The following is an 18,228-nucleotide window of genomic DNA, read 5'->3' on the forward strand; positions in this document are numbered from 1 at the left end:
GTTACAGCGTCGCCGCGGCCGCCCGCTCCGCACTCGACCGGTTCGTCGTCGGGTCCTTTTCGACCGTCACGAGGTCGTCCGCCGCGCCCACCAGCTCATCGTCGTGACTGACGACGAGGATCTGGTCGACCCCCAGCTCGCGCATCGACTCCACCAGCTCGACGAGCTTCGAGACGTGCCCCGAATCGAGGAACACCGTCGGCTCGTCGAGGATGAGCGGGGGCATCGGTGCCGCCCCTTCGATCCCCTCCGCGAGCAGGCGGTAGATAGCACACCGTAAGGAGAGGTTGAACAGCGCCCGCTCCCCGCCGGAGAGCTGTTCGGGGTCCAGCGGCTCGCCGTCCTTCTGGTAGACGGTGAGGTGGTACTCCCCGTCGAGCTCGATATGCGAGTAGGAGTCGTTCTGGTAGACGAGCTCGAACGTCTCGTTCAACATCCGCTCGAGCTTCTGGACGTTCTGCTGGCGTAGCTCCGCCCGGAGGTCCGCGTACATCTCCTGGAGCTGGTACGCCTCGTCGTACAGCGAGTTCAGTTTCGAGACGGTCTCGGCCACGTTCTCACGCCGCTCGCGCAGCTCCTCCAGCTCCTCCAGTTCGCGGTTCACCGCGCCGATGTTCCCGGCGAGCTCGCTGCGCCGTTCCTCGAGCTTCTCGAGTTTCGGCTCCACCTTCTCGAGGTACGCCTCGGCCTCGCGTTTGTTCTCCTTCGCCGTCTCCACGCGCCCCTCGTCGAGCGTCTCCTCTAGCTCCTTGCGCCGGTCGCGTTTGTCCGCGAGCCGTTCGCGACGCAGCGCGTTCTGCTCCGCGATGTTCTCGCGTTCGTCGCGCAGCCGGTCGATCTCGCTTTCCGCCTCCTCGAGGTCGCCGTGAAGCGAGTCGATGGTCTCCAGCCGCGAGAGCCGCTCGCTGACGGCCTGCTTCTCGCCGTTGAGTTCGCCGATGCGTTCCCGGGCCTCCTGTGCGCGTCGTTCGGCCTCCGTCGCGGTCTCACGCGCCTCCGCAGCCTGTTCCTCGGCGTCCTCGGCCTCGGTCCGAAGCTCCTCGACCCGCTCGGCGTCGCGCTCCAGCCCGGACTCCCGCTCCGCGACCAGCTGTTCGGCCGTGTCGCGTTTCGACTCCAGGTCCGCGACCTCGCTCTCGCGCTCGACGAGCGTCCGCGCGCGCTCCAGTCGGGTTTCGAGCCGGTCGCGCTCCTCGCGAGCCGCCTCCAGGTCGGCCTGTTTCTCGGCGAGCGTCTCGCGGTCTTCTTCGAGGCCGTGCGCGTGCGGTGAGTCCTCGACCGGCTGGCCACACTCCGGACAGTTCCCCTCCGCCAGCAGGGCCTCCGCCTCCGCGATATCAGCCTCGAGGGATTTCACCTGCTGTTCCAATCGAGTGACGGTCTCGCGGGCCGCGGTCAGCTTCGTCTCGACGGTCTCGCGGAACGACTCCGCCTCGCCGAAGTCGACGGGGGCGTCCTCGAACGTCGCCTTCGTCTCCTCGATGTCGGTCTCGAGTTCGGCGATGCGCTCCCGGCGCTCCGCCAGCGCCTCGCGCTGCTCCGCGATTGACGCCTCCAGATCGTCGGCCTCCTCGCGTTTGGCCTCGGCCTGTTCGTCGAGTTCCGAGGCACGCTCGCGGTGGTTCTCCGCGTCGCCGGTGTGTTTCTGTACCTCGACGCTGGCTTCGCGCACCCGTTCGCCGAGCGCCTCCTTCTCCTCGCGAAGCCTCTCGATGTGCCCCTCGAGATCGGCCTCGGGGAGGGCATCGGCATCGGCGGCGGCGAGTTCGGTCTCCGCCAGCTTCTCCGCGATACGCTCGCGCAGGGTCTCGACCGTCTCCGTTCGCGAGCGGATGGCCTCCGCTTTCGCCTCGCGCTGGCTCTCGGCCGCGGCGATGTCGTCCGAGAGCTCGCGGACCTCCTCGACCACGGTGTCGAGTTTCTCGCGGTTCTCCTCGAACTCCTCGAGGGTCGCTTCCGCCTCCTCCAGCGTCTTGCGCGCGCGGTCGCGGTTCTCCTCGAACCGCTCGATGTCGTCGGCAACGTCGTTCAGCTCGGATTCGTACTCGTTCAACTGCGCGTGGAGGTCCTTCGACTCCTTCTCGGCGAGGGTGTCGTCGAGCTCGCGGAGTACACCTTCCTTGTTGTCGCGGACACGTCCGACACCCACGCGCGCGTCAGAGGCCCGCTCTCGGTACTCCTCCAGTTTCCCGAGTTGGAGGAGGTCGTCGATCATGTCCTGGCGCTCGCCGGGCGAGGCGTTGATGAGCTTGTTCACCTCCCCCTGCCGGACGTACGCACAGTTGACGAAGGCGCTTGCGTCCATCCGGAGCATCTCCGCGACCGCGGCGCGAACGTCACGCGCCCCCTCGACCGTCGAGTTCGGCGTTTCGAGGACACAGGTCGTCGTCTGCGCCGAGTCGCCGCGGCGCTTCAGCTCGCGCTCGATGCGGTAGTCCCCGCCCCCGTGTGAGAACCACAGCTCGATGGAGGCCTCCTCCGCACCGTTCGTGATGACGTCTTCGAGGGTCGCATCGAGGGCTCGAGCCCCGTAGAGCGCGAAGAAGCAGGCCTCCAGAAGCGAGGATTTCCCGCTCCCGTTGAGCCCGTGGATGACCGTCACCCCGTGGTCGAGCGTGAGGTCGGCGTCGGCGTAGCACTTGAAGTTCGAGAGGCGAACGCGTCGGAACCTCACAGGTAATCACCCATGGATGACTGCGAGTCGGTCGCCGGCTGCACGGCATCGTCCTCCTCGGTCGCGTCGTCTGCTGTTTCCTCACTCGTGTCCTCGGCATCTGCCGGCGGGTCGTCCGCGTCGGATCCCCCCTCGGCCATCGCGGCCTCGACCACGGCTTCGGCCTTCTCGGCCTCGGTGAGGTCGTCGGTGCCGTCGTTCTCGGTCGGGTCGACTTCCGCAGACTCGGCATCCGTCTCGGCCTCGTCGGGGTCCGAGCCACCGTCCGCTTCCCCGGAGAGCCGGTCTGCAGCCGTCTCGTCCGGTTCGACGGGCGCGGAATCGAAAGCGTCCATCTGCCCGTCGTCGACGAGTTCGCGCACGCGGTCCTCGACGGTATCCGCGACGTTGGCGTTCGCCACCTTCGAGGCGCGGATGGTCTCGTCGAGGTCGCGGGCGGCGGTTGAGAGACCCAGTTCGCGCACGCGCTCGCGGACGGCCTCGTCGGGGTCCGCGAAGGAGACCTCGATGTCGCCGCCCTCGGGCTGGTCGCGCCGGTCCGTCACGCGGGCGACGAGCGCGCCCTGCTCGTGGACGAACTCCTCGACGCGGGCCGGCTTGATTGACTCCCCCTCGCCCTCGATAGAGACGATGGCAACGGCATCCAGCAGGTCGTGCTGGCCGATGCGTTCACGCACGCGTTCGATCCCCTCCCCCTCGGCGAGTTCGATGTCGACGAACTCGAAGTCCCGAGTGGGGAGCCCGCGCCGCGAGATCTGGACCCCGTCGTCGAACTCGACGATGTTGTACCCGCGGTCGTCGCGCTCGTCCGCGCTGGCGCGCTCGGTGGAGCCACAGTAGGTGACCCACGTCCCCACGAGCTCCTTCGTCTCGGGTTTGTGGAGGTCACCGAGCAGCATCGCGTCGAAGTCGATATTGGCCGAAGAGAGCACTTCCTTCGCGTCCCAGTCGCCGTAGTCGAACGGCTCGAACGCGCCGTGAGAGACGAGCGCGGCGTGGGTGGCGTCGTGGGGGTCGAACTGATAGTCGAGCGAGTCGCGCTGGGACCGCGGGACGAAATCCAGCCCGTAGAAGGCGGTATCACCCACGGTAACCGGTTCGTTGCCGAGGCGGACGGCGAGCCCGAGCGAGGCGTAGAGGTCGAGCCACTGCGCGTCGCGTTTGGTTTCGTGGTTCCCGACGACGGCGAGGAAGGGGATGTCGGCGTCCGAGAGCTTGCGGAGCACCTGAAGGGCTCCCAGGAGGTCCGGGAGGTCGGGGCGGCGGTCGTGAAAGAGGTCACCCGCGTGGACCACGGCGTCCACGTCCTCCGCGATGGCGTCGTCGATGACCTGTTCGAAGGCATCGAGGAAGTCCTGCCGTCGCGCGGGGAGGTGGTACTGCTGGTACCCGAGGTGAGTGTCACCGGTGTGGATCACCCGCGTCATTGCCTGCCCGTTTGACACCCTCGGGTAAAGGGGTTCCGCGAGCCCGGTGAAAGTGGTCGCCCGCCGCAGCGTCCCTGTAGGCTTCGAACGCGGCGAGGACCCGTTCGCCACGCGCGGCACGGTCCCCGGACGCAGCCGCGACGGCCCGCCGCAGGGACGGGAGCTGCTCTCGCACGCGCACGGCCGCCTCCAGGTCGGCGAGCGCACGCTCACCCCGCGCGATGGGGTCGTCGCCACCGAGCGCGAGCCGGCGGAGCGCGCGTTCGACGTGCGCTGGCGGCGGTGGCTCGTCGGCTGGACCCGCGGCTGGGGCGTCGCGCGAGGCGTCGGGAACGGGCATGGGCCGACGTGGCCCCGTTCCCCTACAAGAAGTTACTCGATGGCGAGGCAGTAGACGCGCTTGCGGGCGTCGGTGAACGAGAACCGCGAATCGACGGCGTCCTCTTCTTCGAGTCGGGAGAGCGCGTAGCGGACGGTCCGCGGGGGGAGTAGCGTCTCCTCGGCGAGCTGTGACTGGGTGAGCCGGTCGTTGTACTCGAGCGCCTTGGCGACGAGCTTCGCACTCGGCGGGAGGTCCCGTACCGCGTCCCAGCCCGTCGTCTCGGTCGTTTTCGCGTCGGTCGTGCTCATCTTGTCTCCTCGTTCGCAATACCGCCTAATAATATTTCCTGTTCTGTATTATCACTGTTGGTAATACTCGGCGAGGGAGAGTCGTTCCAGCTGAATCGGACAACCGAGCGAGGAATCGGGTGGATTCGGGACTGACACGACCCGAAGCCTCTTATCACTACACGCGCTACGATTGCATAATGACTGACACTGTTGATGACGTCGATATGCCCTTCGACGACGACGCGTCTCAGCAGGACAAACTCGACGCCCTTCAGGAGCGCCTGGAGATCCTCGAAGCACAGAACGAGGAGATGCGCGACAAGCTCCTCGACGCGAACGCGGAGAACAACAAGTACCAGCAGAAGCTGGAGCGCTTGAGCCACGAGAACAAGAAGCTCAAGCAGTCCCCGCTGTTCGTCGCCACGGTGCAGGAGATCACCGACGAGGGCGTCATCATCAAACAACACGGCAACAACCAGGAGGCCCTCACCGAGGTCACCGACGAGATGCGGGAGAACCTCAAGCCCGACGCCCGCGTCGCGGTGAACAACTCCCTCTCCATCGTCCGCGTCCTCGACAACGAGACCGACGTCCGCGCCCGCGTGATGCAGGTCGAGACCAAGCCCGAGGTCACCTACGCCGACATCGGCGGTATCGACGACCAGATGGAACAGGTGCGAGAGACCGTCGAGATGCCCCTCGAACACCCCGAGATGTTCGAGCAGGTCGGCATCGACCCACCGTCCGGCGTCCTGCTCTACGGCCCGCCCGGGACGGGCAAGACGATGCTCGCCAAAGCCGTCGCGAACCAAACAGATGCAACGTTCATCAAGATGGCCGGCTCCGAACTCGTCCACAAGTTCATCGGCGAGGGTGCGAAGCTCGTCCGCGACCTGTTCGAGCTCGCCCGCCAGCACCAGCCCGCCGTCATCTTCATCGACGAGATCGACGCCATCGCCGCCAAGCGGACCGACTCGAAGACCTCCGGCGACGCCGAGGTCCAGCGCACGATGATGCAACTGCTCGCCGAGATGGACGGGTTCGAAGAGCGCGGCGACATCTCCATCATCGCCGCGACCAACCGCTTCGACATGCTCGACCGCGCCATCCTCCGGCCCGGCCGCTTCGACCGCCTCATCGAGGTCCCCAAGCCCGACGCCGAGGGCCGCGAGATGATCTTCCAGATCCACACCCGCCCGATGAACGTCGCCGACGACGTGTCGTTCGCCGACCTCGCCGACCTCGCTGACGACGCCTCCGGCGCCGACATCAAGGCCATCTGCACCGAGGCCGGGATGTTCGCCATCCGCGACGACCGGACCGAGGTGACGATGGCCGACTTCCAGAACGCCTGGGAGAAGATCCAGCAGACCGAAGACGAGGACGAGGAAGTCTCGAAGACCTTCGCCTGAACCTTTTTCTTCGTCGGGTTTCCTCGCGCGCCTCCGGCGCGCTGTGGGAACCCTCCTCGAAAAACGTTCATGAAAAAGGCCGAATCAGCCTCCGGCTGATTCGGTACGATTGCTTGCCCGCACAGCTGCCGCACCGCGACCGCTACAGCCACCGCACCGCGACCGCTACAGCCACCGCACCGCGACCGCTACAGCCACCGCACCGCGACCGCTACAGCTACCGCACCGCGACCGCTACAGCCACCGCACCGCGACCGCTACAGCCACCGCACCGCGACCGCTACAGCCACCGCACCGCGACAACCCCGACACAGCCACCGCACCGCGCCGCACCTACCTTTCCCGTGTGGTGCGACCTGCTCGCGGATGCGAGCAGGCACGCACGCACAGCCGTGTGGCCGGTCGCTCGTGCGAACGCCTTGCGCGTGAGTACGAGCGAGCCGGGGAAAGGCTGGTGCAGGCCTGGCGGACTTACAAAGGGCGAGTAGTGTGCGGGAGTCTGCGTCCGCAAGCACCGCAGCGTAGCGAGGAGCGCAGGGACGCAGGCGACCGCACACTACGAGGGCTTTGTTGTGTCGTAGCTACGCCAGTCACGGAACAATCGGAAGAGAAGCCTGAGAACCCCGAGAATCAGCAGTTACAGGAAGCTAAAGATCAACCACGGAATCCCAAAGAGTAGGACGGTCATCACGGCGAGGATCAACGTGTAGCTCGCGACCGTGCCCGCGGCGGTCCGGAAGGAGGGGTGGTCGAACTCGGAGAGGTTCATACGCGAGGGTGTGAGCGGGGTGACTTAGCCGTTCCGCCTCGCGGGGTTAGATGATATCCTTGATGCGACGGGGTTCGTTCGAGAGCTGGGGGTCGTCCTCGACGAGGTGGAGGACCTCGTGGTCGGTGACGTTCGGGTAGGCCTTCCCCGTGGCCTCCTCGATGAGGGCCTTCTCCATGCGGAACTCGGTGCCCTCGTAGATGACATCGACGCCCTTGTCGTCGAAAGAGAGAACGGTCATATTCGGGCTTGGCGATGGGCGTATAAAAGGGACACGGGGGCGCGCGGCCGGCGTGGACGCGACAGCGCAGGGCCACGGCCCCCGAACGTGGAACAAACGTCTGACGCGAGCGGGGTGATTTATTATCGGTGACTCACTTTGAGTGCGTATGTCTCTCCGTTCCGACCCGCTCGACCGGCTCGTCATCCCCGACGGCACGGTGGTCGAGGAACACGACCTCGTGACGAACGGGGACGTGGTGGTCGGCGGGCAGAGCACCGTCGAGTTCGGGGTTCGCGGGCGGAACGTCGTCGCCGGCGAGCGCGTCACCTTCGGCGGCGACATCGAGGCCGACGGCGACTGCCGGCTCGACATGTGGTGTGACGTGGCCGGGAACGTCCTCGTCGGGCAGGACGCCTACCTCGGCGAGCGGGTCCACGTCGAGGGCCAGCTCATGGTCTCCGGCGATCTGGACATCGGCGACGACGTGGACATCGAACGCGGCTTCGAGGCGAACGGCTGGATCGTCATCCGGAATCCGATGCCGACCATCGTCTTCATCTTCGTCTACCTCTCACAGCTCCTCCGCTTGGGAGAAGAGGAGGCCGCACAGGAGCTGGTGGACGAACTCCAGGAGGAACGGGAGTACGAGCCCGTCCTCATCCCCCGCTCGGCCCGCGTCTCCGACGACGCGTGGCGCGTCTCAACCCCCGCCGCCATCGGAAACGACTGCCGGCTCCACGGCAACATCCGGGCGAAATCGCTGACCGTGGGTGCGGACACGGAGATCTTCGGCTCCCTGCGCGCCCGCGGTGACGTGACCGTCGGCCCGGACACGCTCATCATCGGGAACGTCACGACGAAGGGCGGGACCGTCCGCATCGCCCCCGGTGCCGAGATCCGCGGGGAGGTCTCCTGTGAGGACCTCGAACTCGACGACGAAGCGGAGGTCCAGGGGGCCATCCGCGCCCGCGGCGAGATGGAGATCACCCACCGCGAGATCCCCGAACGGGAGCCGAACCCCCCGGCGACGGCCGACGCGCAGCGGCGCGAGGCGGAGACGGAGGAGACCGACGAGCCCATCCCTGCCATCACCCGCATCGAGCCGACGCCGGCCATCACGCGCGTGGAGCCGGAGCCCGCGATTCGGCGGGTCGAGGAGGGGACGGATATCTCCGAAGAGGAGGCAGACACCGACACCGAGGACCCCGACACCCCCGTCATCCCCGACGCGGAGGAAGTCGCCGGAGGAACGGCGGCCGCATCGGAGGGTGGGCTCGCGGGAGCGCTCGCCGACGCCGAGCGCGACCACGGCTCACTCGGAACCGGTACAGCTGCGGAAGAAACGCCCTCGGAAGCCGAACAGTAGCGCGCAGTACGGAGGACGACGCCGAGAGCGATAGCCTGAGTCTCGCCCGGCGCTTCGTCGCACAGAGATGACAGCGAGCGTGGACCAAAGTATTAATTACGAACCCGAGAGCTCGATATATACACGGTGCTGCAGCTCCTGTACGATCCGGACGGGTTCTTCGCGTCGCGAGCCGCCGACCCGTCGTTGCTCGGACCGACGGTAGTGGTCGCGGCGGCGACCGCGGCCAATCTGGTGAGCATGGCTGTCGTGATGGCGAAGGTGACGGGCTCGCTCGACGGAACACCGTTACTCCGGCTTATCGCGTCCATCTCCTACTCGGTGAGCCTCCTGATCTCCACCGTCGGGGTGTTCATCACGTGGGTTGCGGTGACGGCGGTCGTCCGGTTCCTGTTGGCGAGGCGGGGACGAACACAGCCGTTTCGCGACCTGTTCAAACTCCTCGGGTGGGGGTACGTCCCCGCCGTCTGTTCGGCGACCGTCGCGGCCGTAGCCACCGTCCTCGTGTACACGCAGGTGACGTTTCCCGACGACCCCGCGCGGCTCTCGGCGTTCTTCGCTGCTCGGCGGAACGACCCGGCGTTCCTCGTCTCGCGGCTATCGTTTCTCCTGTTCAGCGTCTGGCAGGGGTTCCTCTGGTTCAGTGCCGTGGAGAACCTCTACGACGTTTCCGCCCGGACCGCCGCGGCGGTGGTCGCGGTTCCGACGCTCGGCTGGATTCTGATTCCCCTGATCGGCGGCCTCGTCTGATTCAGCCGGTCACGAACCCGACGACCGATGGGGTGACGAGCGCTTCCAGAGCGCCCGCGACCGCGATGAGAACGAGCGAGAGGACCGCGAGTCGCAACAGGTCCCGAACGTCGGTCGGCGTCATCGGTCGGGACTGCCGCTCGACGAGATACCGCACGAACGCCCCGAACGGTTTCAGTCCCACGCAGCCGGCGACGAAGATTCCCGGCAGTTCGAAGACGACGTGCGGGAACAGCAGCGCGAGCCGATGGGCTATCGGTATCGAGGACGTGGCGACCGCGTTGGCGAAAACGGAGCCGTTCAACACGAGGCCGAGAACGGTCGGTATCCCAAACAGCGGTGCGCCGAGCCAGAGTCCGAACAGGATGCGCGTGTTGTGCCGGAGAAAGTACTCCACGGTGAACGTCGGGAGTCCGCCCGCCGGCTCGGTGAGACTCGGAACGGTCGCCCCGAGCACGACCCCCAGACCGAACAAGGATACGGAGGCGAGGAGTTCGAGACGTGACCGAATCAGCGTCTCCTGGTACGCGCTACGCGAAGAATACGACATACAGGAGAGCGAGCGTGCCGAACAGACCGATACAGACCGTCGGGACGACGATCCGTTCGAACAGGCTGTCGTAGTTGTACTCGTGGAGCAACATCGTCGTCATCGCGCTCAGGGCGGCCGAGCCGATGGTGACGATACCCATTGCGACGACGGTGTTTGTCTGGACCATAAAAACGGGAAAGAGGGTCGTTATGCCGCCGCGCCGGCGACGCCGCCGGTCGCAACGACGGCCGCACCGGCGACGACCGCGACACCGGCACCGGCGGTTGCGAGGCCGTTGACGCCCGCCGCACCGACCGTCGCGACACCGCCGACTGCGGCCGCACCGAGTGCGCCGGTGTAGCCGTAGTAGGCCGCCGCGGAGGCGATTCCCCCGGTCCCGAAGGCCACCGCGACCAGACCGAGGAGAAGGACACTTGCCAACTCTACGCGGGTCAGTTCCGTTCGGATCGGCGAACTCATATCGGAGCTACCCACCAGATTAATTCCATGTCTGAAAATTAAATCTTATGCTGAAATTACAGTAACGGCGTCGATCGTCAATCCGACGGTCGGAAGGGTGAAACGGCCTCCGCCACACGGGGCGAGTATGCTCTCTGTTGCGCTCGCCGGGAAGCCCAACGCCGGCAAATCTACCTTCTACAAGGCCGCCACGCTCGCGGACATCGACATCGGGAACTACCCGTTCACGACCATCGACCCCAATCGCGGCGTGAGCCACGCGCGAACCGAGTGTCCCTGTCTCTCCCGTGAGGAGCGCTGCGGCAACGAGAACTGCCACGACGGGACGCGCTACGTCCCCATCGAACTGCTGGACGTGGCGGGGCTCGTCCCCGGCGCGCACGAGGGACGCGGGCTCGGCAACCAGTTCCTCGACGCGCTGACGAACGCCGACGTCATCCTGAACGTCGTGGACGCCTCCGGTGGGACGAACGCCGAGGGGGAACCCGTCGAGGTCGGCTCCTACGACCCCACAGAGGACGTGGCGTTCATCGAGGCGGAGATGGACCTCTGGATCGCGGGTATCATCACGCGGAACTGGGAAACTGTGGAAAGACAGTCCCGCTCACCCGATTTCGACATCGACGACTCGCTCACCGAGATGCTCACGGGCGTCGGGGCGACGGAACACGACATCGCGTACGTCCTGCGGAAACTGGAGTACCCCTCGGACCCGATGCAGTGGACCGACGAGCACCGCGAGACGCTCGCGCGGGAGATCCGCGCCCGGACGAAGCCCATCATCGTCGTCGCGAACAAAGCCGACATCGCCCCCGAGGGGAACATCGAACGGCTGCGCGAGGCCGCAGAGCGCGTGGTGCCCTGCACCGCGGAGGGGGAGCTCGCACTCCGGCAGGCCGTGAAGGCCGGGGTCGTCGACTACCACCCCGGCGACCCGGATTTCGAGATCACGGGCGACCTCTCCGACGCGCAGACGAAGGGGCTCGACCAGATCCGCACCGTGATGCAGGAGTTCGGCGGGACCGGGGTGCAGGAGGCGATGAACGCCGCGGTGTACGACCTGCTCGACCAGATCACCGTCTACCCCGTCCAGAACGAGTCGAAGTGGACGGACGGGCAGGGGAACGTCCTCCCCGACGCCTTCCTCCTCGATTCGGGGGCGACCCCCAAGGACCTCGCGTACGCGGTCCACTCCGACATCGGGGACGGCTACCTCCACGCTGTCGACGCGAAGGAGAACCGCAGAATCGGCGAGGGCCACGAGCTCGCGGAGGGGGATGTCATCAAGATCGTCTCGACCGCGAAGTAGTCACGCGAGCGGCCGGAACCACGCGGCGAAGACGAGCACCGCGAGGAAGAGATACGAGCCGCGCACGAGCAGCATCGTCGCGGTCTTCGCATCCCGCGTGTAGGCGATGACCGCCACGGCACCGAAGGCGACCGGGGCGAAGGCCGCACCTCTCGGGAAGACCCCCGCGAGCGCGCCCGCGACGACTGCGAGCATCCCCGCGCCCATGAGCCCGTAGGCGACCAGGTGTGCGCGCTCGCGCCCGAGGACGACGGCGACCGTGTTCTTCCCGATCGACGAATCGTACGCGTAGTCCTTCGCGTCGTCCACGACCTTGATTCCCGCGAGGGTGACGAGGAAGACGACCGCGAACGCGAGGACGATGGGGGTGAGCGTCCCCGTCTGGACGTAGTGGCCCCCGAGCAGCGCGAAGGCGATGCCGGCGGGGTAGCCGAGGGTCGCGCCGAGGAGGTTCGTGTCCAGCTGAGGAGCGTGGAAGTAGCCGATGAGCCAGCCGGGGAGACAGAGGAGCGCGGCGAGTGGGCCGACGAGGAGGCCGATGGCGATGGTGGCGAGGAAGAACCCCACGGAGGCGAGCAGCAGCGCACGCTCACACCCTCGTTCGGAGAGCGGGTGGTCGTCGTCCTCGCCTCTCGCGTAGAAGTCGACGTAGCCGTCTTTCACGTGGGCGGTGTAGAGCGCACAGAAGACGGCCACGAGATGGAGGCCTGCGAGTGGAACCGACAGGTCACGGGTGGCGAGCGTCGCCCCGAACACCGACGCCGCGAGCGGGGGGAGCATGAACACGGGGTGGACCTGTGAGCCGAGCGCCCGGAGGTCGGCTCCCATCCCCGAGTCGTGCCGCGAGAATGACATACGCTACCACATGTATTCTAGCGAGAAAAACGTTCGTCCAGCGGGGATCCGTGCTACCGCACCGCGGCCGTCGCCTCGGCCATCGCCTCGATGGCCTCCTTCAGCGTCTCGATGTCCGTCGCATAGGAGATACGGGCGTGGCCCGCCCCACCGTCGCCGAAGGCGTCGCCGGGGACGACGACGACCCCACGCTCGATGACCGCATCGACCCACCCGTCGGGAACGCGCGGCATCGCGTAGAACGCCCCCTGCGGCGTGGGGGTGTCGAGGCCCATCTCCTCCAACCCATCCAAGAGCACGTCGCGGCGCTCGTTGAACGCGGCGACCATCTCGTCGACGACGTCCTGCGGCCCGGAGAGTGCGGCCTCCGCGGCGAACTGCGAAGGCGCGGAGGCGCAGGCCTGCGCGTACTGGTGGACGCGGAGCATGCGCTCGATGCGGTCGTTCGTCGCGGTGACCCAGCCCAGCCGCCAGCCGGTCATGGAGTAGGTCTTCGAGCAGGCGTTGACGACGACGACGTTGTCCGAGAATCTGGCCGGGGAGACGTGCTCGCCCTCGAAGACGATACGTTCGTACACCTCGTCGGAGATGCAGACCGCGTCGTGTTCGTCGGCGATGCGGGCGAACTCCTTCATGTCCGCCGGCGACTGGACGGCCCCGGTGGGGTTCGCGGGCGAACAGACCACGAACGCCGCGGTGTCCTCGGTGATGGCGTCCTCCACGTCGGCGGGGTCCATCGTCAGGTCCTCCCGGAGCTCGACGGGCTTCGGCGTCCCGCCCGCGAGATGGGTGAGCGCCTCGTAGGAGACGAACCCGGGGTCCGGGTAGATGACCTCCTCGCCCCCGTTCACGTGCGCCTCGATGGCGATGTGGAGGGCTTCCGACCCGCCGGCCGTCGCGATGACGTGCTCTGGGTCCACCGAAAAGCCGTTGTCCCGCTCGTGTTTCGCGGCGATGGCCTCCCGCAGTTCCAGCGTGCCCTTGTTCGAGGTGTACGCGTCGGAGGCCCCCGACTCGATGGCCTCGATGGCCGCCTGCTTGGCGTGCGGTGGCGTCGGGAAGTCAGGCTGGCCGAGGCCGAGGTTGATGGCGTCCTCGCCCGCGGCCTCGAACACCGCGCGGATACCGCTGATGGAGATGCGTTCGACTCGGTCCGAAAAGTGCGCCATACGCTACCCGAGTGAGGAGGCCCGATAACTGTTGGTGGTTCGTGTCACGCCCCCGCACATTGGCTGTGCGCAATACGCGCACGAACGGACAAGAATCCTGTAGGACCTCGCTGTGGGGCGCGAACACCCCGCACAGATTCGCGGCAACATAGTCTTGTTTCTACGACACAGTGAGAAACCGGCAAACTGTGTTCAGTCGTCCGCGAGTGGCCCAGACCGTCGAACACCCGAAATCCGGCCGTACAGCTTTCGGGTGGTAGTTACCGTGACCTACGCCGAGTTAAGCGTCGGTCACTTCCTGTAACCAATGGCAGACCACACGAACACGGGCATCTCGCGTCGCACCTATCTCGCGGGTATCGGCGCGACGGCGGCCGCCGGACTCGCCGGCTGCACCTCGCTGACGGGCGGGGGCGGCACCGACTCCATCACGGTCGCGTACATGCCCATCTACCCCGACATGCAGTACTTCGTCATGCAGGAGGAGGGCTACTTCAGCGAGATCGACGCCGAGGTCGAGGGGAAGCAGTTCACCGACGGCCCCAGCATCGTGAAGGCCTACGCGTCGGGCGACATCGACATCGGGATGTTCGGCATCGTCCCCGCGATGATCGTCATCGACAGGGGCATCGCCGCGAAGGTCACCGCCGCCAACATCGTGGAGCCGATGGGTATCCTCGCACACGAGGACTTCGCCACCATGTGGGACCCCGAGGACGCCGCGGGCTCCTTCGAGCAGTGGGAGGCCGAGACCGGCAACACGTTCACGTTCGGCACCTTCCCCGAGGGTTCGGTCCCCGACATCCTCCTGCGCTACTGGCTCATCAACGAACACGGCCTCGAACCCGGGAAGGCCGCACAGGTCATCGGCGCGGGCGGCGCGAGCGCCGTCTTCCAGGGGCTCGCCAACGAGGAGTTCGACGGCACGTCCATCATGGAGCCGGTGCCGACGAAGGTCCAGACGGAGGGGCTCCCCTACGAGTTCATCGCCACGGCCGCGGAGTTCATGCCGGGCCAGCCCGCCGCCGTCACCCTGATGAACGACGACGTGCGCACCAGCGACGTCGGCTCGCAGTTCGTCGCCCAGCACCAGCGCGCGACGGACTTCATCAACGCCAACCGCGACACCGCCGCCGAACACGCGAGCACCGTCATCGGCGAGCAGTCGCTCCCGCCGGAGACGGCAAAGAAGGCGATGGAATCCCCGCTCTCGAACTTCATCACCGACCCTCACGAGATCGAAAGCGGCACGAAGATCTTCGCGGAGTACGCGAACCGCCTCGGCAAGACCGATAAAGAGCTGACGATGGAGCAGGTGTTCGACTACTCCGTCTACGACAACCTCTGAGATGAGCACCGAGCTGGAGACCGAGTTCACGGACGAGTTCGAGTTCGGCGAGGGGCGCTCGCTCCGTCGAATCCTGCTCGGCGCCGCAGGTATCACCGGCTTCGTCGCCGTGTGGTGGGTCGCCTCGCTTTTCAACCCCGATTTCGTCCTGCCGGGGCCCGCCGCCGTCGCCGAGACGTTCGCCGTGGAAGCGGCCTCCGGCGCCATGACGGCGGCACTCGCCAGCAGTATCACCCACTGGCTCCCCGGGACGATCATCGGGACGACCCTCGGCATCGCGCTGGGTGTCCTCCTCGGCTGGAGCGAGACGGCCGACGACGCCGCAGCCCCCATCGTCCGGGTGCTCCGACCGGTCCCGCCGCTCGCGCTCATCGGCTTCGCCATCGCGTGGATCGGCATCAATCACGGCGGCGCGGCGTTCATCATCGCCGCCGGTGGCTTCTGGATCAACTACTACGCCGCCTACGGGGGCGTAAGCGGCGTGAGCGACGACCTGCTCGACGTGGCCCGCTCGCTCGGCGTCAAATCCGACGTGGGGCTCATCCGCGAGGTCGTCCTCCCCGCCGCCTCTCCGGAGATCCTCACCGGCATCCGCACGGGCGTCGGGCGCTGCTGGATGCTCATCATCGCCGCCGAGATCTTCGGCGTCCCCGGTATCGGCCGGAAGATCCTCACCGCCTCGAACAACCTCGCGGTGGACGTGGTCATCGCCTACATCCTGCTGATGAGCCTCGTCTATCTCGTCCTCGACACCGGCTTCGAGGCCGTTCAAAACCGGGTGTTGGCGTGGCGATGAACCGGGTGAGCGTCGACCGCGTCTCGAAGTCGTTCGAGGACGGCGCCGTGCAGGCGCTGAAGGACGTCGACTTCGCGGTCGAAAACGGCGAGTTCGTCTGTATCGTCGGCCCCTCCGGCTGTGGGAAGACCACCCTCTTCCGCATCATCGCGGGGCTGGACGACGCCACCAGCGGCGAGGTGCTGCTCTCCGGTGATCCGGTCACGGAACCGACCCCCGAGCTGGGAATCGTCTTCCAGGAGTACCACCTGTTCCCCTGGCGCACCGTCCGCGAGAACATCGCCTTCGGGCTGGAACAGCAGGGGCTGGGGAAGGCAGAGCGCGCGAAGCGCGTGGACGAACTCATCGAGCTCGTCGGGCTGACGGGGTTCGGCGACACCTACCCCGCCGACCTCTCCGGCGGGATGAAACAGCGCGTCGGCATCGCCCGCGCGCTGGCCGTCGACCCCGAGCTCCTGCTCATGGACGAGCCGTTCGGTGCCGTCGACGCCCAGACGCGCGACATGCTCCACGACGAGCTACTCGACGTCTGGTCGAAGACGGGCAAGACCGTCCTGTTCGTCACCCACGACGTGGAGGAGGCCGTCACCCTCGCGGACCGCATCGTCGTGATGTCACGCGGCCCCGGGTCGGTGCGGGAGATCGTCGACGTGGACCTCCCGCGCCCGCGTTCGCGCACGGACGACGCGTTCGCGGAGGTGCAGGAGCACGTCCTGCGGCTGATTCAGGAGTCGTAGCCGCGGACGAGCGCGGCGATACCGCCGCCACCGCCGATGCTCATCCCGACGACGCCGTACTCGCCGGGTGAGAGCGCGTACACGAGTGAGGTGGCGAGCATCCCCCCGCTCGCCCCGATGGGGTGACCGAACGCCACCGCCCCGCCGTTCGGGTTCAGCTTCTCTCTGGGGATATCGAGCCGGTCCATCACGTACACCATCTGCGCGGCGAACGCCTCGTTCAACTCGAAATGGGCGATATCCTCGGCAGAGAGGTCGTTCCGGTCGAGCAGCCGCTCGGTCGCATCCGCGACGCTCACGTTGAACCACTGTGGGTCCTGATACGCGAGTTCGTAGTCCACGAGCTCGGCCTTCGGCTCGCGTCCGCGCGCCAGCGCCGCGTCCTCGTCGGCGAGCAGGACGACACCCGCGCCGTCCGCGAGCTTCGAGGCGTTCCCGGCCGTGATGGTCCCGTCCTCGCGAAACGCCGGCTGGAGCTCCGCGAGCGACTCCACCGTCGACTCGGGACGGGGCCCCTCGTCCCGTTCCACGACTCTCTCGCGCGTCTCGACGGGGACGATCTCGGCGGCGAACTGCCCTTGCTTGATGGCACGGTCGGCCCGCGCGTGCGACCCCGCCGCGTAGCGGTCCTGCCGCTCGCGGGGAATGGTCTCCCGCTCGACGAGTCGCTCTGTGAGCTCGCCCATGTGGGCGTCGTAGCTCTCGTCCCACAGCGCGTCGCGGATCATCGAGTCGACGAGCCGCGCGTCGCCGTGTTTCCGGCCCTTCCGGTAGTCGGGGAGGACGAACGGCGCGTTCGTCATCGACTCGAAACCACCGGCGATGGCGAGCTCCGCCCGACCCGCGGTGATGCGGTCGGCCGCGAGCGCGATGGCTCTGAGGCCGGAGCCGGACGCCTCGTTCACCGTCGTCGTCTCGGTCTCGTCGGGGAGTGACGAGGCCACGACGACCTGCCGACCGGGGACCTGCCCGAGCCCCGCCTGGATGGCGTTGCCCAGACAGACCCAGTCGGCGGTTTCGATCCCCGTGCGTTCGAGCAGGCCGTCGACCGCGGTCACGCCGAGGTCAATGGCACTCACGTCGCCGAGCGAGCCGAGCAGCGTCCCGTGCGGGGTTCGTACCCCGTCGATGAAGACGATAGCCATGGCTCTCTTTGGGCCGCTGACGGCTTCCCGTTTGCCCCAGTTTCAGGGCCGGATGTAGCCGTAGCCCGCGTCCTGCAAGCGGGTGAGCTCGCCCATCGCGGAGGAGACGACCTCCACCCCGTCGAGGAGGTCGGGTTCGCCCCGCTCGTCGCGCGAAAGGGTGTTCGCACAGAGTTTCACCGCGACGCCCGCATCGAGCAGCTCGCGCACCCGCGAGGCGTGCGGGTGGGCGGGGAAACAGAGCCCGATGGCGTCGCTGTTGACGACGAGGGCGACCGCCGGGTCGACGGTGTCGTCGCCGAGCAGGTTCGAGACGTTCCGGAGCGCGCCGGCCTGCGCGTCGTGGTCGCCCGAGGAGACGTGGAAGGCGACCTGCATCACTCCTCCAGCTCGGCGTCGAGCCGGTCGAGGTGCGTCCGGAGCACGCGCAGCGTCGCGTCGGCGTCGGTGTAGCCCTTCTCGTACTCCGAATAGGCCTTCTCAGCGTCACGCAGGAACCGCTCGACTGCATCGTCGAGGTCGCTCATACCTGCGGCTGGGAGCGGGAGACGCTTGAAGCACACGAACAGGCGACCGTTCTCCATCGGTGGCCGGTGTGGTCGCACACCCGCGGACCGGCCACCG

21 protein-coding genes are annotated in these 18,228 nt (G+C 67.1%); 7 read left to right on the forward strand and 14 right to left on the reverse strand.

Annotated elements, in window-relative coordinates; genetic code table 11:
* Window position 1: 1 nt before the first annotated feature.
* From rad50 to ACQUQR_RS06360, 4 genes are read right to left on the reverse strand one after another with little or no spacing between them, the layout of a single operon-like run.
* Entirely contained in the window at window positions 2-2,674 is a 2,673-nt protein-coding gene (rad50, locus tag ACQUQR_RS06345; protein WP_435195610.1) for a DNA double-strand break repair ATPase Rad50, read from the reverse strand.
* Entirely contained in the window at window positions 2,671-4,101 is a 1,431-nt protein-coding gene (mre11, locus tag ACQUQR_RS06350) for a DNA double-strand break repair protein Mre11 (RefSeq protein ID WP_435195611.1), read from the reverse strand. Before mre11 ends, rad50 begins: the two co-directional genes overlap by 4 nt.
* Complete coding sequence (locus tag ACQUQR_RS06355) at window positions 4,076-4,441, reverse strand: hypothetical protein (RefSeq protein ID WP_435195612.1); 366 nt, start codon at window positions 4,439-4,441, stop codon at window positions 4,076-4,078. Before ACQUQR_RS06355 ends, mre11 begins: the two co-directional genes overlap by 26 nt.
* 32 nt (window positions 4,442-4,473) lie before the next feature.
* A complete protein-coding gene (locus tag ACQUQR_RS06360) occupies window positions 4,474-4,731 on the reverse strand; it encodes a MarR family transcriptional regulator (RefSeq protein WP_435195613.1) in 258 nt (85 codons plus the stop codon).
* A gap of 179 nt (window positions 4,732-4,910) precedes the next feature.
* Here ACQUQR_RS06360 and pan1 point away from each other — a divergent pair, with 179 nt between their 5' ends.
* Window positions 4,911-6,125 (forward strand): proteasome-activating nucleotidase Pan1, encoded by a 1,215-nt coding sequence (gene pan1, locus ACQUQR_RS06365; protein WP_435195614.1) that lies wholly within the window; start codon window positions 4,911-4,913, stop codon window positions 6,123-6,125.
* 637 nt (window positions 6,126-6,762) lie between these two features.
* Here pan1 and ACQUQR_RS06370 read toward each other — a convergent pair.
* Together ACQUQR_RS06370 and ACQUQR_RS06375 are read right to left on the reverse strand one after the other, a co-directional pair.
* Window positions 6,763-6,894, reverse strand: coding sequence for a hypothetical protein (locus tag ACQUQR_RS06370; protein WP_435195615.1), 132 nt, complete (start codon window positions 6,892-6,894; stop codon window positions 6,763-6,765).
* Between the two features lie 46 nt (window positions 6,895-6,940).
* Window positions 6,941-7,135, reverse strand: coding sequence for a DUF5800 family protein (locus ACQUQR_RS06375; RefSeq protein ID WP_435195616.1), 195 nt, complete (start codon window positions 7,133-7,135; stop codon window positions 6,941-6,943).
* A gap of 148 nt (window positions 7,136-7,283) precedes the next feature.
* Between ACQUQR_RS06375 and ACQUQR_RS06380 the strand changes: the two genes are divergently transcribed.
* Together ACQUQR_RS06380 and ACQUQR_RS06385 are read left to right on the forward strand one after the other, a co-directional pair.
* Complete coding sequence (locus tag ACQUQR_RS06380; RefSeq protein ID WP_435195617.1) at window positions 7,284-8,483, forward strand: polymer-forming cytoskeletal protein; 1,200 nt, start codon at window positions 7,284-7,286, stop codon at window positions 8,481-8,483.
* Window positions 8,484-8,609: 126 nt separating this feature from the next.
* Entirely contained in the window at window positions 8,610-9,233 is a 624-nt protein-coding gene (locus ACQUQR_RS06385; RefSeq protein WP_435195618.1) for a YIP1 family protein, read from the forward strand.
* Between the two features lies 1 nt (window position 9,234).
* Here the strand turns inward: ACQUQR_RS06385 and ACQUQR_RS06390 are convergent, their stop codons facing one another.
* The 3 genes from ACQUQR_RS06390 to ACQUQR_RS06400 are packed head-to-tail and all read right to left on the reverse strand — an operon-like array spanning window position 9,235 to window position 10,245.
* On the reverse strand, window positions 9,235-9,783 hold the full coding sequence (locus ACQUQR_RS06390; RefSeq protein WP_435195619.1) for a stage II sporulation protein M: 549 nt from the start codon (window positions 9,781-9,783) through the stop codon (window positions 9,235-9,237).
* On the reverse strand, window positions 9,764-9,952 hold the full coding sequence (locus ACQUQR_RS06395; protein WP_435195620.1) for a hypothetical protein: 189 nt from the start codon (window positions 9,950-9,952) through the stop codon (window positions 9,764-9,766). Before ACQUQR_RS06395 ends, ACQUQR_RS06390 begins: the two co-directional genes overlap by 20 nt.
* Window positions 9,953-9,972: 20 nt before the next feature.
* A complete protein-coding gene (locus ACQUQR_RS06400) occupies window positions 9,973-10,245 on the reverse strand; it encodes a hypothetical protein (protein WP_435195621.1) in 273 nt (90 codons plus the stop codon).
* Between the two features lie 127 nt (window positions 10,246-10,372).
* Between ACQUQR_RS06400 and ACQUQR_RS06405 the strand changes: the two genes are divergently transcribed.
* A complete protein-coding gene (locus ACQUQR_RS06405) occupies window positions 10,373-11,554 on the forward strand; it encodes a redox-regulated ATPase YchF (RefSeq protein WP_435195622.1) in 1,182 nt (393 codons plus the stop codon).
* Here the strand turns inward: ACQUQR_RS06405 and ACQUQR_RS06410 are convergent, their stop codons facing one another.
* Together ACQUQR_RS06410 and ACQUQR_RS06415 are read right to left on the reverse strand one after the other, a co-directional pair.
* The gene (locus ACQUQR_RS06410; protein ID WP_435195623.1) at window positions 11,555-12,409 is read right to left on the reverse strand and encodes a UbiA family prenyltransferase; all 855 of its coding nucleotides are present in this window, start codon (window positions 12,407-12,409) and stop codon (window positions 11,555-11,557) included.
* 53 nt (window positions 12,410-12,462) lie between these two features.
* Complete coding sequence (locus ACQUQR_RS06415; protein ID WP_435195624.1) at window positions 12,463-13,578, reverse strand: pyridoxal phosphate-dependent aminotransferase; 1,116 nt, start codon at window positions 13,576-13,578, stop codon at window positions 12,463-12,465.
* Between the two features lie 307 nt (window positions 13,579-13,885).
* On the opposite strand from ACQUQR_RS06415, the gene ACQUQR_RS06420 reads away from it, so the two are divergent.
* The 3 genes from ACQUQR_RS06420 to ACQUQR_RS06430 are packed head-to-tail and all read left to right on the forward strand — an operon-like array spanning window position 13,886 to window position 16,459.
* Window positions 13,886-14,926, forward strand: a complete 1,041-nt coding sequence (locus tag ACQUQR_RS06420; RefSeq protein WP_435195625.1) for an ABC transporter substrate-binding protein — start codon at window positions 13,886-13,888, stop codon at window positions 14,924-14,926.
* A gap of 1 nt (window position 14,927) precedes the next feature.
* On the forward strand, window positions 14,928-15,722 hold the full coding sequence (locus tag ACQUQR_RS06425) for an ABC transporter permease (RefSeq protein ID WP_435195626.1): 795 nt from the start codon (window positions 14,928-14,930) through the stop codon (window positions 15,720-15,722).
* On the forward strand, window positions 15,719-16,459 hold the full coding sequence (locus tag ACQUQR_RS06430; protein ID WP_435195627.1) for an ABC transporter ATP-binding protein: 741 nt from the start codon (window positions 15,719-15,721) through the stop codon (window positions 16,457-16,459). The genes ACQUQR_RS06425 and ACQUQR_RS06430 overlap by 4 nt, the downstream gene beginning before the upstream one ends.
* Here the strand turns inward: ACQUQR_RS06430 and ACQUQR_RS06435 are convergent.
* Genes ACQUQR_RS06435 through ACQUQR_RS06445 form a run of 3 tightly spaced genes read right to left on the reverse strand, consistent with a single transcriptional unit; the run spans window position 16,447 to window position 18,131 of the window.
* A complete protein-coding gene (locus ACQUQR_RS06435; protein ID WP_435195628.1) occupies window positions 16,447-17,604 on the reverse strand; it encodes a thiolase family protein in 1,158 nt (385 codons plus the stop codon). The genes ACQUQR_RS06430 and ACQUQR_RS06435 overlap by 13 nt on opposite strands.
* Window positions 17,605-17,646: 42 nt before the next feature.
* Window positions 17,647-17,982 carry a DsrE family protein gene (locus ACQUQR_RS06440; protein WP_435195629.1) on the reverse strand — a complete coding sequence of 112 codons (336 nt, stop codon included), beginning with the start codon at window positions 17,980-17,982 and terminating at the stop codon, window positions 17,647-17,649.
* Window positions 17,982-18,131: a hypothetical protein gene (locus ACQUQR_RS06445; RefSeq protein ID WP_435195630.1), complete on the reverse strand. Its 150-nt coding sequence runs from the start codon at window positions 18,129-18,131 to the stop codon at window positions 17,982-17,984. The genes ACQUQR_RS06440 and ACQUQR_RS06445 overlap by 1 nt, the downstream gene beginning before the upstream one ends.
* Window positions 18,132-18,228 lie beyond the last annotated feature (97 nt).

It is taken from the genome of Natronomonas sp. EA1 (assembly GCF_051195035.1).
In the GTDB taxonomy this organism is placed as follows: Archaea; Halobacteriota; Halobacteria; order Halobacteriales; family Haloarculaceae; genus JBNTJV01.

Bases quoted from the DNA above. Each gene is read 5' to 3' on its own strand.
- ACQUQR_RS06410 (WP_435195623.1), bottom strand. From the start codon at position 12,409: ATGTCATTCTCGCGGCACGACTCGGGGATGGGAGCCGACCTCCGGGCG.
- ACQUQR_RS06375 (WP_435195616.1), bottom strand. From the start codon at position 7,135: ATGACCGTTCTCTCTTTCGACGACAAGGGCGTCGATGTCATCTACGAG.
- ACQUQR_RS06445 (WP_435195630.1), bottom strand. From the start codon at position 18,131: ATGAGCGACCTCGACGATGCAGTCGAGCGGTTCCTGCGTGACGCTGAG.
- pan1 (WP_435195614.1), top strand. From the start codon at position 4,911: ATGACTGACACTGTTGATGACGTCGATATGCCCTTCGACGACGACGCG.
- ACQUQR_RS06400 (WP_435195621.1), bottom strand. From the start codon at position 10,245: ATGAGTTCGCCGATCCGAACGGAACTGACCCGCGTAGAGTTGGCAAGT.
- mre11 (WP_435195611.1), bottom strand. From the start codon at position 4,101: ATGACGCGGGTGATCCACACCGGTGACACTCACCTCGGGTACCAGCAG.
- ACQUQR_RS06390 (WP_435195619.1), bottom strand. From the start codon at position 9,783: ATGTCGTATTCTTCGCGTAGCGCGTACCAGGAGACGCTGATTCGGTCA.
- ACQUQR_RS06370 (WP_435195615.1), bottom strand. From the start codon at position 6,894: ATGAACCTCTCCGAGTTCGACCACCCCTCCTTCCGGACCGCCGCGGGC.
- ACQUQR_RS06405 (WP_435195622.1), top strand. From the start codon at position 10,373: ATGCTCTCTGTTGCGCTCGCCGGGAAGCCCAACGCCGGCAAATCTACC.
- ACQUQR_RS06430 (WP_435195627.1), top strand. From the start codon at position 15,719: ATGAACCGGGTGAGCGTCGACCGCGTCTCGAAGTCGTTCGAGGACGGC.
- ACQUQR_RS06440 (WP_435195629.1), bottom strand. From the start codon at position 17,982: ATGCAGGTCGCCTTCCACGTCTCCTCGGGCGACCACGACGCGCAGGCC.
- ACQUQR_RS06420 (WP_435195625.1), top strand. From the start codon at position 13,886: ATGGCAGACCACACGAACACGGGCATCTCGCGTCGCACCTATCTCGCG.
- ACQUQR_RS06380 (WP_435195617.1), top strand. From the start codon at position 7,284: ATGTCTCTCCGTTCCGACCCGCTCGACCGGCTCGTCATCCCCGACGGC.
- ACQUQR_RS06425 (WP_435195626.1), top strand. From the start codon at position 14,928: ATGAGCACCGAGCTGGAGACCGAGTTCACGGACGAGTTCGAGTTCGGC.
- ACQUQR_RS06435 (WP_435195628.1), bottom strand. From the start codon at position 17,604: ATGGCTATCGTCTTCATCGACGGGGTACGAACCCCGCACGGGACGCTG.
- ACQUQR_RS06355 (WP_435195612.1), bottom strand. From the start codon at position 4,441: ATGCCCGTTCCCGACGCCTCGCGCGACGCCCCAGCCGCGGGTCCAGCC.
- ACQUQR_RS06360 (WP_435195613.1), bottom strand. From the start codon at position 4,731: ATGAGCACGACCGACGCGAAAACGACCGAGACGACGGGCTGGGACGCG.
- ACQUQR_RS06395 (WP_435195620.1), bottom strand. From the start codon at position 9,952: ATGGTCCAGACAAACACCGTCGTCGCAATGGGTATCGTCACCATCGGC.
- ACQUQR_RS06415 (WP_435195624.1), bottom strand. From the start codon at position 13,578: ATGGCGCACTTTTCGGACCGAGTCGAACGCATCTCCATCAGCGGTATC.